The 14,836-nt window shown below is 60.1% G+C and carries 10 protein-coding genes; 9 read left to right on the top strand and 1 reads right to left on the bottom strand.

Going from position 1 to position 14,836, the window contains the following annotated elements; all coding sequences use genetic code 11:
- The first annotated feature begins 510 nt into the window (after window positions 1-510).
- The 5 genes from WS91_RS25115 (at window position 511) to WS91_RS25095 (ending at window position 8,283) form a co-directional block, all read left to right on the top strand.
- Window positions 511-1,887: an ABC transporter ATP-binding protein gene (locus tag WS91_RS25115; protein ID WP_059583688.1), complete on the top strand. Its 1,377-nt coding sequence runs from the start codon at window positions 511-513 to the stop codon at window positions 1,885-1,887.
- A gap of 118 nt (window positions 1,888-2,005) precedes the next feature.
- A complete protein-coding gene (locus WS91_RS25110) occupies window positions 2,006-5,401 on the top strand; it encodes a glycosyltransferase (protein WP_059583582.1) in 3,396 nt (1,131 codons plus the stop codon).
- A gap of 27 nt (window positions 5,402-5,428) precedes the next feature.
- A complete protein-coding gene (locus tag WS91_RS25105) occupies window positions 5,429-6,664 on the top strand; it encodes a glycosyltransferase family 4 protein (RefSeq protein ID WP_059583583.1) in 1,236 nt (411 codons plus the stop codon).
- Window positions 6,665-6,683: 19 nt separating this feature from the next.
- Entirely contained in the window at window positions 6,684-7,262 is a 579-nt protein-coding gene (locus WS91_RS25100; protein ID WP_006025513.1) for an acyltransferase, read from the top strand.
- Between the two features lie 115 nt (window positions 7,263-7,377).
- Window positions 7,378-8,283, top strand: coding sequence for a glycosyltransferase family 2 protein (locus WS91_RS25095; RefSeq protein ID WP_231752092.1), 906 nt, complete (start codon window positions 7,378-7,380; stop codon window positions 8,281-8,283).
- Window positions 8,284-8,389: 106 nt separating this feature from the next.
- Here WS91_RS25095 and WS91_RS25090 read toward each other — a convergent pair whose 3' ends face one another.
- A complete protein-coding gene (locus tag WS91_RS25090) occupies window positions 8,390-9,205 on the bottom strand; it encodes a sulfotransferase family protein (protein WP_059583587.1) in 816 nt (271 codons plus the stop codon).
- Between the two features lie 638 nt (window positions 9,206-9,843).
- Between WS91_RS25090 and WS91_RS25080 the strand changes: the two genes are divergently transcribed.
- The 4 genes from WS91_RS25080 to WS91_RS25065 are packed head-to-tail and all read left to right on the top strand — an operon-like array spanning window position 9,844 to window position 14,596.
- Entirely contained in the window at window positions 9,844-10,689 is an 846-nt protein-coding gene (locus WS91_RS25080; RefSeq protein ID WP_059583592.1) for a glycosyltransferase, read from the top strand.
- Window positions 10,686-11,654 (top strand): UDP-glucose 4-epimerase family protein, encoded by a 969-nt coding sequence (locus tag WS91_RS36335; protein WP_063889479.1) that lies wholly within the window; start codon window positions 10,686-10,688, stop codon window positions 11,652-11,654. Before WS91_RS25080 ends, WS91_RS36335 begins: the two co-directional genes overlap by 4 nt.
- Window positions 11,655-11,663: 9 nt before the next feature.
- Window positions 11,664-12,677 carry an MraY family glycosyltransferase gene (locus WS91_RS36330; protein ID WP_059671244.1) on the top strand — a complete coding sequence of 338 codons (1,014 nt, stop codon included), beginning with the start codon at window positions 11,664-11,666 and terminating at the stop codon, window positions 12,675-12,677.
- Window positions 12,678-12,697: 20 nt separating this feature from the next.
- Entirely contained in the window at window positions 12,698-14,596 is a 1,899-nt protein-coding gene (locus WS91_RS25065) for a polysaccharide biosynthesis protein (RefSeq protein ID WP_059583599.1), read from the top strand.
- Window positions 14,597-14,836: the final 240 nt, after the last annotated feature.

The following is a 14,836-nucleotide window of genomic DNA, read 5'->3' as shown; positions in this document are numbered from 1 at the left end:
CGATTGGCTATCTCAGCGGAAATGACAAAGGATGTCGGGCATTTAAGCGATCGGCGCGACGGCTGGTCGCAACTTCGCGGGCATGGAGCAAGGGCGCCGGCATCTGTGTTGACTATCTCGAGGCGGCGTTGCGGGGCGAGGGCTCACTCGGCACGCGCAATTATCTCACACTGGATTTGCAGTTGATCGGGCGGGGCTTCGACACTGTTTGTGTCGAAGTGTAAATGCTGAAATCGGTTGCGCATGCCGGAGGGGCCGGATTGTGCACCGACGTGGCAATGTCACAGTCGCAATAGCCCGTGGGATTTGGATGCCCGGCGCGTAGCCGCGAGCAGCGAACGAGGCCTACGCAGAATTTCCCATATTGTGAAATGGAGAAACGAGGTAGAATCACGGCCTATTTGCCATCGGCGTCGTTTCCCACGGCCGAAGCGTCACCTTTCGCGGGCGAGCATGTCGCACTCGGTTCGCCTTGCGACGCGCGAAGCCGCCTCGGGACCAACAGTTTACATGCCTGAAAACATAGCAATCGAAGCTATCCAGATCAGCAAGGGGTTCGCGTCATACGAACGGCCTGCCGATCGGCTGAAAAGAAGTGTGCTTGGAGCCGCAGCCAGGTTCGCGCCGAATGCGGCCGCGCGCAGTGCGGCACATCGCCGTGCGGACACGCTTTCAAACATGTTTTGGGCACTGCGCGACGTGAGCTTTTCCGTGGCCGCAGGCGAGACGGTCGGCATCATCGGTCGCAATGGCTCGGGCAAGAGCACGCTTTTGCAGATCGTGTGCGGGACGCTGGCGCCGACGGCAGGAGACATCGTGGTTCGCGGAAAGGTGGCTGCGCTCCTCGAACTCGGCTCCGGCTTCGACGTCGAATACACGGGCCGCGAGAACATCTATCTGAACGCGCAGTTGTACGGGCTGTCGCGTCAGCAGATCGACGAGCGCTACGATTCGATCGTGGCGTTCGCCGACATTGGCGACTTCATCGATCAACCGGTCAAGACCTATTCGAGTGGCATGTTCGTGCGCTTGGCGTTCGCAGTGATTGCACACGTCGATGCGGACATCCTGATCATCGACGAGGCGCTTGCCGTGGGCGACGCCTTCTTCAATCAGAAGTGTTACCGGTTTCTTCATGTCTTCAAGAAGCACGGAACCATTCTGTTCGTCAGCCATGATACGTCGACGATCAAGAAACTGTGCTCGAAGGTAATCTGGATCGATAGCGGACGAATCGTTGCCGAGGGCGACCCTGCTGAAGTCTGTACTGCGTACTTGGAGGCGCGACATGGGGCGTCGAGTGCGCGGACTGCCAGCGGTGTGCAGCGTGTCGAGCCGAAGCAGGTGCCCGCTGCGCACGACCAGCGTCGAGACATCATTAATGCATCGCCGCTGCGCAATGACATTCAGGTGCTGCCATTCGATCACCATGCACGGGCGTTCGGCTCCGGCGGCGCGCAGATTGTCGACGTCTCGTTCGTCGATGGCGAGAAGCGGCGGCTCGAGTGGATCGTCGGTGGCGAGGCCGTGACGTTGCGCGTCGCCATCAAGGTGGACGATGCACTCGTGTCGCCCATCGTTGGCTTCTTTCTGAAGAATGAGCGGGGGCAGGAACTGATCGGAGATAATACCTACGCGAGTTACGCAGACAGGCCGGTTCGCTGTGACGGGGACACTACGCTTTGCGCGGAGTTTTCGTTCTTGATGCCCGTCTTGCCCGTAGGGCGTTTCTCGATCAATGTGGCCGTGGCGGAAGGCACGCAATACGATCACATCCAACTCCATTGGATTCATGATGCGCTGCCGCTCGACGTGCATACGTCGAGGGTCAGGCACGCGCTCGTCGGTGTGCCGATGGTGCACGTCGAAGTTTCGCCGGCATCGTAGTGACGGGCGGATCCGATCGCGTCGCGTGATTGTCGCCGCTACCAGCGGAGGACGGCGGAGCAAATAATGAGATCAGTTCATCCAGGCTACGCCAGTTAGTAGAGCAGGATTTTTCAACATGACAATGCAAGCCCGAAGGTTTCGATTCAAAGGTGCAGAAAACGGTCACGAGTTTACCGGTGAGCGTTATCTGCCTGGGGTGGGCGGCCCGATTCAATACGAGCACTATCATCGCTATCTCTTCTCGACGGGGCTCTGCGCGGGCAAGGATGTGCTCGACATCGCGTCCGGGGAGGGCTATGGGTCGGCACTGCTCGCGCAAGCTGCGAAGTCCGTGATCGGCGTCGATATCGACGCGCGAGCCGTACAGAACGCACGCGTCAGGTATGGCGACCAGGCCAATTTGCGATTCGAATACGGTAGCGCGACAAGCATCCCGCTGCCGGATGCTTCGGTCGACATACTCAATTCGTTCGAGACGCTAGAGCATTTCCGTGAGCACGAGGCTTTCATGCGCGAGGCCCGTCGCGTGCTGAAACCCAATGGTCTGATGATAATTTCGACGCCCAATCGACCGATCTATTCGCCGCCGGGTGCGCCGCCGAACGAATATCACGTACGCGAACTCGATCGCGACGAGTTCGTCGAATGGTTGAAGAGTGGATTCAAGCATTTCGTTCTCTTCGAGCAGAAGCCGATCGCGGGTTCCGTGCTGCAGCGAGAAGGGAGGGTGGGCGCACGTGAGATCCATTGCTGGTCGGAAACTTCGATCGGCGAATATCGTTCGACGCTCGGCGTCGTGGATCCGGTCTATTTCATCGCGATCGCATCCGACGGCCCGATTCCGGAGCCGGACGACGATCTCCTGGACGGCGGCGTGTCATTCGGCCGTTACGACAACGCCCGCAACGATCAGATCGGCGCCCAAGGCGCCGAGATCGTGCGCTTGACGACCGAGACGATGAGCCGTGCTGACGAAATCGGCCGTCTGGTGGCCGACACTGTCAGACTGACCGAAGAGGTGCTAAAGCGCGATGCGGAAATCGGTCGTCTAACGGTCGAAACCGTGAGACTTAATGAAGTCATCATCGAGTGCAACGCGCAGATCGCGAAGCTCACGAGCGAACTGGGCCGCCTGAGGGGGGGGGATGTGCCTCGGGCGGTTATCGCCGCGCAGCCTGCCGACGCAATGCCCGTTCGGGAAGTGCTGAATGCGCTCGCTGAGCAGAAAGAAGTGTCGAGGCAGCTGCTGTCGCAAGTCGACGAAATGGCGGGGTATGTGAAGCGCGCGAACGCGGGTGGGGTTGGTTCGCTGCACGCGTTTGCTGCCGGGCCGGTGGCTGAACCCGCGATCGAGCCTTCGATAGCGGCGCTGCTGCGTGAGAACGAAGATCTGCGCCAACAAGCCGACATGATTTTCCGCTCGGCCTCTTGGCGCGTCACGAAACCGTTGCGTTTTGCTGCGCGGCGTCTGCGCACGGCTCGCCAGCGGCAAGCTTCGGCACGTTCGGATGCTGTTCCGGGAGGCCGTGTCGCCGAGGCCGTCATATCCACCGCCGTATCGGCGAGCACGCTGCGTCGATTCGAGCAATCTGCCGTACCGCGCGCGATCGTGGTCGTTCAATCGACCGGTCGCGGCAAGGCGCTCGACCACTGTCTCGCTGCGTTGAGTCAGCATACGACGTCGGTTCCGTTCCAGGTATTGCTGGCCGGTCCGGCAGACGCGCGGCTCGTGGCCGACAGTGGGGTCCGCGCACTTGCGATCGTGGAGGCGGGGATGTCGCTCGCCACGCTGGCCGAGTTCATCGCGTCGCCGGACGAGGCATTTGTCGTGTTGATTTCGGAAGATCTTGCTGCACATCCCGGTTGGCTTGAGGCGATTGACGAGGTCTTCGCGCGCTTTCCCGATGCGGCGGCCGTGACTGGGCTCGTGCTCAACAGGCACGGGCAGGTGCGGGCGGCAGGCGCCGTTGTCGATGCGAGCGCTCGGATGAAGCCGTTCGGCGTCGGCTTGGCGGCGGACAACCCGTTGATTCGCACCGTCGTTCCGGTGAAGGCGGCGAGCCCCGGGATCATCGCAATCCGCAAGCGCATCTGGGACGATATCGCAAGCGCGTTCGATCACGTGCCGCCGGTTTCGACTGGTCTTGTGTTGATTGCGCTCGAACTCGCCAAGCGCGGTGCGAATACGTATCTGCAGCCGTTCGCGCGGTTTACCGCACATGGTCCGGACGAGTGCGCCGACGTTCCCGTCAGTTCTACATGGGATGATGCGCATCAACGCTGGTCGCTTCGGCAGCGTTACGAAAAATTGTTCCGCGCTGATCGGGCGTTCGGTGACGTGCTGCCGCTGTCGCATCGTCCGAAGATCGTGATCGTCGATGCGTTCGTGCCGAAGCCCGATCAAGACTCCGGATCGGTCGACGCGTACTGGTACATGCGCATCTTCCGCGAGTTCGGATTCGACGTAAGTTTCATCGCGGCCTTCGAGCAGACGCCAGTCGAAAGCTATGCGGACGCGCTTCGGCGCTGGGGCGTGCGCGTGCAATATGCTACCGATCTTCCGTCGCTCAATCGTCTCGTGACAGAAGAAGCGAAGGGCGCCGCGGTTGTGATCGCACAGCGCATCATTGTCGCGCGACACGTGATCGAGCCGCTTCGCCATGATGTGCCGGGTATCAAGATCGTGTTCGGCACAGTCGACTTGCATTATCTGCGGGAAGAGCGAGCGGCGATTCTCGAGCGTTCGCCGGAGGCTCTCGAAGAGGCGCTGCTGTTGCGGCGAGCGGAGATTCAGGCGGTGTCCGAGGCCAACGCGACGATCGTCGTCAGCCGCCTCGAGGGCGACATCCTCAGAGACATCGTGCCGGACGCGAACGTACATCGAATTCCGATTCCGCGCTTGCCTACTCGGTCGACCCGTTCGTTCGACGAGCGCTCGGGCGTGCTGTTTGTCGGCGGTTTTGCTCACCGTCCCAACGTCGATGCCGTGAAGTTCCTGGTAAAGGACATTTGGCCGCTCGTGCGCCGGCGTTTGCCGGATGCGGAATTGCGCATCGTGGGTAGCGGCACGACAGATGAAGTGCGCACGCTCGATAACCCTGTCGCCGGCGTGACGATCGTCGGTTTCGTGGAGAACCTTGGAGAAGTGATGGACGCCGCGCGAGTTTCAGTCGCGCCGCTGCGTTTCGGTGCAGGAATCAAAGGCAAGGTTGTGTCCAGTCTATTGCACGGGCTACCGTGCGTACTGAGCAAGGTGGCGAGCGAGGGGATGGGGCTCGTCGCTGGCGAGCAGGTGCTCGAGGGCGACGGCGCGGAGGAGATCGCCGATGCGATCGTGAAACTGCACGAAGATCGCCAGCTTTGGCAGCATGTCGCCGATGCCGGCTTTGTGGCGGCTGCCGCCGAGTATTCCGTGGAGAGCGTCGCGAACCTGTTGTCGGGTTTGCTCGACTCCATCGGAGTCAAGGCGGGCTCCCGCAAACTCCGGTCGAACGCGTTCGATATTCACTGACGAAATCACTGGACTTCATTCAAATTCATGTTGCGCTCCTTGCTTTCAATGTTTCGTAAGCCGCCGCAGCGTCGCCCGCGTTCGGACGGCCGACTCGGCGTCGTGATCGAATTGGCGTCGTTCGATAAAGGCGGTCTTGAAAAAGTGGTGCTCGACTCGGCGATCGCATTCGATAGAAACCGATTCGACGTAACGATCGTCACGCCGGGCAAGGTTGGGCATCTCGGCGCTGTTGCGCGCGACGCGGGTTTGACGGTGGTCGGTCTGCCGTCTTCGAACACGCTTGCGGCGTACGAGCGCGTGCTCCGTGAATTGACCGCAGATGTCTCGATGTCGCACTTCTCGGATACCGGTTATCCGCTGTTCGCGCGGCTCGGCATTCCGAACATCACGTTCATCCACAATGTTTACGCGTTCTTTTCGGACGCGCAGGCGCAGTCGTTCGCGAGCAACGACCGGTACGTGGATCACTACGTGTCGGTCTCGAAAAATGCGACGCGTTACGCGGTGCAGAAGCTCGGCGTATCGGAGAGCAAGGTCGTGACCGTGCCGAACGGGTTGATCCTTTCGGAGCACGAAGCGAGGGAGAGGAAACCGGCAAAGCTGACACGCGCGCAGCTAGGTCTCGCCGACACGGATTACGTCTTCGCGAACGTTGCGTCCTACAATTTGCACAAGGGGCACTACGTGATGGCGGATGCGATGCGCCATTTGCTGACGCGCCGACAGGACGTAAAGATACTGTGCGTTGGCAATGTTATCTTCCCGCCGCACGTTGACGCGCTGCGCCAGTATCTTGTCGAACATGGACTCGAGCAGCATATTCTGATGCCGGGTTATTTCCCCGATGTCGAGGACGTGCATCGAATGGCGGATGCTTTTCTTCTGCCGTCGTTCATCGAAGGGTGGAGCATCGCAATGAACGAGGCGATGTTCTATCAAAAGCCGATGATACTGACCGACACCGGCGCGTCGGCGGAAGTGATCGAGAACGGCGATGTTGGCATACTGATTCCAAACGAATACGGCGATACGCCGAACCTGAACTCGAAACTGCTGGATGAACTTGCCTATGTGCCTCGGCAGTATGCGATCGCTCCGCGCCTTGCCGATGCGATGGACGAGATGGCATCGAATGCCGACGTGTGGCAAAAGCGCGGCATGCTTGGTCGTTGCAAGATCTATGAGCGATTCGATTTCGCGAATATCGTCAAGCGGTACGAGGAAATCATCGAGGGCGCAGTGAAAGCCGCGAATCGCTGAGCGGCGTGAGAGGGGGCACATGATCCATTCGTTGAAGTCGTTCTGCCGTTTCGTCCGCTGGCGTTTCAAGCCGGCAGTGTGTTTTTATCTCGGCAATCACCTCTTCATGAACTACATGCCGTATCGCATCCGGCATTGGTTTTTGCGGCGATTCTGCCAGGTGCGGATCGGCCGGGATTCGAGCATTGCGATGGGATGCTTCGTTACCGGCTATCACATCTCGATCGGCGACAACACCGTCGTCAACCGCTACACGTATCTCGACGGCCGCGTGCCGCTGACGATCGGGAACAACGTCAACATTTCACACTACACGTTGATCCAGACCTTGACGCACGATCCGCAGAATCCGGATTTCGTGTGTCTATGCAAACCGGTGGTGATCGAGGATCACGCGTGGATCGGCGCGCGCGCGATCATTTGTCCCGGCGTACACATCGGCGAAGGGGCGGTTGTCGGTGCGGGGGCGGTCGTGACGCGTGACGTGGCGCCTTATACGATCGTCGGCGGAAATCCCGCGCGCTTCATCAAGGAACGAACGAGAGATTTGCACTACCGATCGCGCTACTTCCCGTTCTTCGATACCGATATTCAATGAACGAAGCACCGGCCGCTTGCGACCGGTCAGCATATACTGATTGACGAATATGTCGATTTTCCGATTCTGTCGTGCGACCTCTGCGGGAGCAGTAGAGGCCGCCACCATCTCGGTCGTGATCCCTCTCTACAATCATGCCCGTTACATCGAAAGCGCGCTGGATAGCGTGCTGTCGCAGACGTCGCAGGCCGACGAGATCATTCTGATCGACGACGGTTCGTCCGACAACGGCTTTGACGTCGCGCAGCGCGTGCTGTCGAAGATTCCAAAGGCGAAGGCGTATCGACAAGACAACGCTGGAGCGCATAACACGATCAATCGCGCGATTGGCTTGAGCCGCGGTGACTTTGTCGCCGTTCTCAACTCCGACGACGTTTTTGTACCTACCAAACTCGCGCGTTGCAGAGCGATCGTGCGCGAGCAACCCGGCGTCGGTCTCATTGCGGGGCGAGTCAGCATCATGGATGACAACGGCGTTAGGCAGCATAGCGGCGCCGCGATCGATTGGCTGAGGCGGGCGCAGCAGTTCCTCGACGACACTAAGCTTGCTCAACTGGCGCTCCTGAACGAGAATTTTGTCGCGACGACGTCGAACATGGTGTTCGACCGTGCGCTGTGGCAAGCTGCTGGTGGTTTCCAGCCGTTGCGGTACTGCCATGATCTCGATTTCCTGATGTTTGCGTTTGCACACAGTTCAGTGTGTGTCGATGGCGATCGTGAGCATATTGTCTACCGAGTGCACGAGCGCAATACGATCAAGGAAGATCTGAGCAAAGTACGGATCGAAATTGCGGCCGTGATTGCCCAAGCATTGGCAATGTCCGGTCCGAGGCTCTTTTCCACCGAGTTGGGCGCGGCGGATCTGGCCGCGTTCAAGCGTTTTCTCGACAACAAGGGCATGACGGAACTGCTGTGCTTCTTTCAGACGACGCTGCCCGCCTTTCCGACACGGGCGGCATTCTACGAATACGCCATCGACCCGCGTCACGCGGAAGCCTTTGGATCGACGGTGATTGGTTGACGATTGGAGCGTGATCGATGCCGTCGGCTCGTGAGCGTAAACGGTGTCATTGGTGGCGCAGCAAGGCGAGGGCGCGTTGGCGCCGTGGCCTTGCCAACGCGCACGCTCAGAGGTAGCCGAATGCTGCCATTGCCTCGGCCGCCGTGGTGACGCAATGGCGGTTGATCTCTGGCGGGAGTTCGTTTTGCCAGGACTGCGCCCGTTCCTTGAGGAAGGGCTGCGACAGGTTCAGATGGCTCTGATCGTTGCGCAACACAGGCGCTCGTTGCGTATTGTCGAGCATGTTTTCCTCGAACGGCAGGCCGAGGAAAAACGAAGTGCAAGACAGTGCGATGCGCGGATCGGACACGAGGTCTTCGTAGCGAACGAGCAGATAGTTCGTTCGCCCCTGCATCGCTTTGAAAAGATGCAGGTTGGTGTAGTTCCAGAGGCGGGGAAAGTACTCGTCGATCCCCTGAGGGGCCCACGTCACATTTCTCAGCGATGCCATCGCGCCGCGAACGTCGCGGACGATGTGGATGAACTTGAGATTTGAGTTGAGCAGGCCGACCTGTTCGAGCTTACGGATGGACAGCAGGTCGTCCGGGGTCTTGTCGCCGCAGACGTGTTTGCCCGTGTTGCTTGCGATGCGGCCGTAGATCGCTGACAGGACGCCCGCGAGCGTCGGTTCGGCTTGCGCAAGCACGGCTTCGACTTCCTGAACCGAGATGTACGGTTCAAGCACTTCGCGGTAGTCATCGGTCGAGACAATGATCTCGGCGATGATTTTGCGCGCGGCCGACCAATCGCTGATGCAGCTGATGACGTGAGCGACCGGGCTGATGAACGTGGTTTGATTCGGAATGAATATCGCACTGTGGAGATTGAGGGATTCTTTGAAGAGGGTGGTGCCCGATCTCGGCGAGCCGAACAGGATGAACATTATGTTGCTGACTATCTAGAGGGATATGGGGATGGGATTCGATCTCCGGCGCGGGGAGCGCTTCGGGCGAACGGCGCAGCCGGAGGCAGCTTGCTTCGTAAAAGTCGGGATGGCGCAAATTCCAACCGACACCGCAGACATGTCCGCTCGGAAGCGCGCCGCTCGACGCGGCCGTGTCGAGCGACATGACGTTCCGGAGTTGGGCATGCTGAACGAGTGACGTGCAAGCCTAATCCACTTAACTGCGCCGCCGAGACATGGTGACCATAGCGCCCAGTCCTTACGGCGGGCGGCGCCCGATGGTGTTGAAGCTAATCGTTTTCGTAGTGTAGCGCGGTTGGAGAGATGATGGCATTTTGTAATTTTTCATAATGAAATTCGCGGATTGTAACAACTGTAACGGTTTTGGAATTTGTGTCGGCATCCGGTGCGGGCGTATGGCGTGTAATCAATCGTGAGCGGGCTCGTGCGATGTTCTGACGAGCGCTTACGAGATTTCTTGCCACTGGACTGGGTGCGTAGAGGGCGCTTGTCGAGCGTGAGCCGGCTTGCTCGTTTCGCGACTTTTCATCAAACTTGCATTTTCGATGCATGAATCGCCTGCCAATTGGCAAGGGGCGAGTTTTCCTGATTCTGAAATGACTGTCTCCACGTTGCAGCCCGGATTTGGGCGGGGATTGACCATATCGATCGTCGTGTACCGGCCGGACATGACAGTGTTGATGCGGACCGCGTACAGTCTGTGCGTTGCCGTCGACAGACTTCGCAGCCGGTGGCCAGCATTGCCGATCTTCGTCTACCTCGTGAACAACGGCGGCGCACATGATCTCTCTCCGGCGTCAGATTTGCTGCGCGATTACGGCATCGGCAGCGCAGTCCTGTCAGGACACGGCAATGTCGGCTATGGATGCGGGCACAATCTTGCAATCGATCAGATCGACAGCGGGTATCACCTCATCCTGAATCCGGATATCGATCTCGATAACGATGCGCTGGCGTGTTCGCTTGACTTCTTCGACCGTCATCCCGCTCTCGGCTTGTTGTCCCCTTTCATTGCAGGCGAGGACGGGCACATTCAATATCTTTGTCGACGTGTTCCGACCGTCCTCGATCTTTTTGTGCGCGGTTTCCTGCCGGTTCGTTTGCGAAAGCCATTCGGCGCGCGTCTTGCGCGGTATGAGATGCGTGATCGGATCAACGAGCGGGACGTCGTTTGGGAACCGCCGATCGTCAGCGGTTGTTTCATGTTGTTTCGAACGGACGTGCTCAAATCGCTTGCTGGCTTCGATGCGCGCTACTTCCTTTATTTCGAGGACTATGATCTCAGCTTGCGCGCGCACGACGTGACGCGCGTCGCCTATGTTCCCGACGTGCGCATCGTGCATTACGGCGGAGGGGCGGCTCGTAAGGGATGGTTGCACGTCCGCTTGTTTGTCGCGTCGGCATTTAAGTTCTTTAATCGTTTCGGCTGGAGATGGTGGTGAGTCGAATTCTCGTGACTGGCGCGAACGGTTTTGTGGGGCGTGCGGCGTGTGAGTCCCTTCTGAATCGCGGACATCACGTGACAGGACTCGTCAGACGGGCGGGCGGTTGCGTTCATGGCGTAGTGGAATGGGTTGACGATCGCGCCGATTTCGTCGGTCTCGATGACAATGCATTTCGGTCGGGCGAGGTGATCGACTGCGTCGTCCACCTAGCTGCCCGTGTACATGTCATGCGGGATGGCGTGCGCGATCCACAGGCAGCTTTCGACGCGACCAACGTGACTGGAACATTGCGGATCGCACGTGCTGCTCGTCAGCTGGGCGCGCGCCGCTTCGTGTTCGTGAGTAGCATCAAGGCGGTGGCGGAACGCGACGGCGGCGTGCCGTTGACCGAAGACGCCGAGCCGCGCCCCGAAGATGCCTATGGGCATTCGAAGTGGAAAGCGGAAGAGGCGCTGCGACAGCTCGGGCGAGCGTCCGGAATGGAGATTGTGATCATCCGTCCACCACTCGTCTATGGGCCGGGCGTGCGGGCGAATTTCTTGAGTCTCATGCGTGTAGTTGCGCGTGGCGTTCCACTGCCGCTTGGAATGATCAGCGCACGACGCAGCCTCTTGTACGTTGGTAATCTCGCCGATGTGCTGACATGCTGCGTGGACGATCCGAGAGCAGCCAATTGCACCTTTCATGTGGCCGACGACGACGCACCGACGGTAACGGATCTGCTGAAAGTTATTGGCGAGCAGTTGAACAAGCCAGCACGACTCTTTCCAGTGCCAACGCGAGCGCTGTACCTGTTGGGGCGCGTGATGGGACGCACGCCGCAAATCGAGCGGCTGACCGGCAGTCTTCGCGTAGATGCATCGCTGATACGTCGCACGCTCGACTGGCGCCCCCCATTTTCTACACGTGAAGGTTTGTGTGCGACCGCTCGATGGTATCGAACCACTTGTTCTCCCGAGTAGAATTCCGTCATGCTGAATGGTTTGGTTTCTCCGTGGCTGGGCGCCATCGGAATTTTCCTGTGCGCAGCGGCGGTGTGCGCTGCGATCTTGCGTGGTTTGCTGGCGACCGGTCTTGCGTGGCGCTTGGCGACCGACGTCCCCAATGACCGTTCGCTTCATGTTCGTCCGACGCCGCGCGTTGGCGGATGGGGGGTCGTGCCGGTGTCGGTTGCGGCCATGATGCTCTTCACCCCCGAACTTTGGGTGATCGCCTTGCTCACATTGGGACTCGCAACCATGTCTCAAGTCGACGATCGACGAGGCTTGTCGGCGCGCGTGCGATTCGCTGGACATCTCTTGGCTGTGGCGATATTGATGCTCGCGTATCCGGCTTTGGCGCCGTGGTGGTGGCTGACGCTCGTTGCTTTTCTGATGTTATGGCTCATCAATCTCTATAATTTCATGGATGGCGCGGACGGACTGGCGGGTGGCATGACGCTGTTCGGTTTCGGCGCTTATTCAGCCGCGGCGTTTCTGGCGCCGAATTCGTCACCGGGACTTGCGCTCGCATCCGCAGCGATCGCGGGAGCGGCAGGGGGGTTCCTGTGGTTGAACTTTCACCCGGCGAAACTCTTTCTCGGCGATGCCGGATCTATTTCCGTCGGCTTCCTCGCGGGCGCGTTCGGCTACTGGGGGTGGCGCACGGGTGCATGGCCGATCTGGTTTCCGGCCATCGTGTTTGCTCCCTTTATATGTGATGCATCCGTAACATTACTGAGACGTTTGTTACGAGGTGAGAAGTTTTGGCAAGCGCATCGCGAGCATTACTATCAGCGGGTGATTCGTTCGGGCGTCGGACATGCGCGTATGGCGGAGTGTGCATACGTCATCATGTGCGCCGGTATCGCCGCGGCACTGTGGGCGTTGGGCCGATCGACATGCAAGCAATGGGCCGTGTTCTGCCTGTGGTACGGCGTACTGGCGATTGTCGGTGCCGCGATTGATCTCCGATGGCATCACGTATCCGCAGCGAAAACAAAATAGCTATACGAGGTTTGCCACTTATGATTAGACCAAAAGCATCGTGGCTGTCGCTAAGCGCATTCTTGTTCGACTTGACGGCAGTTTGCGGCGCATGGCTGATTGCTTATCTTGTCAGATTCAATGGTTCCGTTCCGGGAGAGTTCCTGTCTGGTGGACTAATCGCGCTCGCCTGGATCATCCCTGTGTATGGGGTGATGTTTCATGTGTTTGGGCTCTATCGTGGCCTTTGGGTGTTCGCGAGTTTGCCCGACTTGGTACGGATTTCCAAAGCGGTCATATTCGGCAGCTTGATTGTGATGATCGGTGCCGTCATGTTGCAACCTGCGCCGATCATCCCGCGTTCGGTGCTCGTGCTGACGCCGATGCTGTTGTTCCTGGCAATGGGTGGTGCCCGTGCGCTTTATCGCACGACGAAGGAGTTTTACCTGTACGGCGGACTCGTGGGCCAGGGTAAGCCGGTCCTCGTGCTCGGTGCGGGTTCTGCGGGCGCGAGCCTCGCGCGCGAGCTGTCGCGCTCCGGCGAATGGCGTCTCGCCGGCCTGCTCGACGACGATCCCGCGAAGCACGGGCGCGAAGTCTACGGCTACAAGGTGCTCGGCCCCATTAGCGAAGTCGCGCACTGGGCCGAGACCGCGAAGGCCGAATACGCGATCATCGCGATCCCGTCCGCTTCGGTCGAAGCGCAGCGCCGCGTCGCCACGCTCTGCGTGCGCGCCGGCGTCAAGGCGATGGTGCTGCCGTCGCTGACCGCGCTGATGCCGGGCCAGGGCTTCCTGTCGCAGATCCGTCAGATCGACCTCGAGGATCTGCTCGGCCGCGAGGCCGTGACGATCGACACGCCGCACGTCGAAGCGCTGCTGCGCGGCCGCGTCGTGATGGTGACGGGCGCGGGCGGCTCGATCGGCTCGGAGCTCTGCCGCCAGATCCTGAAATTCCAGCCCGCGCAACTGATCGCCTTCGATTTGTCCGAATACGCGATGTATCGCCTGACCGAAGAGCTCCGCGAGCGCTTTCCCGATCTGCCCGTCGTGCCGATCATCGGGGATGCGAAGGATTCGCTGCTGCTCGATCAGGTGATGTCGCGCTATGCGCCGCACATCGTGTTCCACGCGGCCGCGTACAAGCACGTGCCGCTGATGGAGGAGCTCAACGCGTGGCAGGCGTTGCGCAACAACGTGCTCGGCACGTATCGCGTCGCGCGTGCGGCGATCCGCCACGACGTCCGGCATTTCGTGCTGATCTCGACCGACAAGGCCGTGAACCCGACGAACGTGATGGGCGCGAGCAAGCGCCTCGCGGAGATGGCCTGTCAGGCACTGCAGCAGACGAGCGCGCGCACGCAGTTCGAGACGGTGCGCTTCGGCAACGTGCTCGGCAGCGCGGGCAGCGTGATTCCGAAATTCCAGCAGCAGATCGCGAAGGGCGGTCCGGTAACGGTCACGCATCCGGAGATCACGCGTTTCTTCATGACGATTCCCGAGGCGTCGCAGCTCGTGCTGCAGGCGTCGAGCATGGGGCAGGGCGGCGAGATCTTCATCCTCGACATGGGCGAGCCGGTGAAGATCGTCGATCTCGCGCGCGATCTGATCCGCCTCTACGGCTTCACCGAGGATCACATCCGCATCGAGTTCAGCGGGCTGCGTCCGGGCGAGAAGCTCTACGAGGAACTGCTCGCCGACGACGAGACGACGACCCGCACGCCGCATCCGAAGCTGCGCACCGCGCGCGCGCGCGAGGTGCCCGATCACCTGCTCGACGAGCTGCTGCCGTGGCTGATGCAGCACCGTGTGCTGAGCGACGACGAAGTGCGGCGCGATCTGCGGCGCTGGGTGCCCGAGTATCAGCCGGCTGCCGGGCCGACGCTGCAGAGCGTGCCGACCGGCAACGGGCTCGTCGCCGGCATCGGCCGCGAGGCGTGACGCCGGCCGAGAAGCAGGGCCGCGGGCGGGGCCGGCGTATAGGCGCGCGCCCGGCCGAGAACGTGCCCGTTCGGGCCTGCCGAATCGTTCAGCTCCGCGAAGCGGGCAAGTTGGGCAGTCGGTTTCGGCCGGGAGGAATTCGGCGGCGGCGAAGCGTGAAGGCAGAGGTGGCCTCACTCGTTCGGACAGTTTTCTGAGATTTTTAAGTGGAACGTCCGAGGCAATCATGCTGCCGATTTG

This window comes from Burkholderia sp. MSMB1498 (assembly GCF_001526245.1).
GTDB lineage: Bacteria > Pseudomonadota > Gammaproteobacteria > Burkholderiales > Burkholderiaceae > Burkholderia > Burkholderia savannae.
The sequence above is the reverse complement of the archived record's forward strand: the minus strand, read 5'-3'. Positions and strand labels throughout refer to the sequence as shown.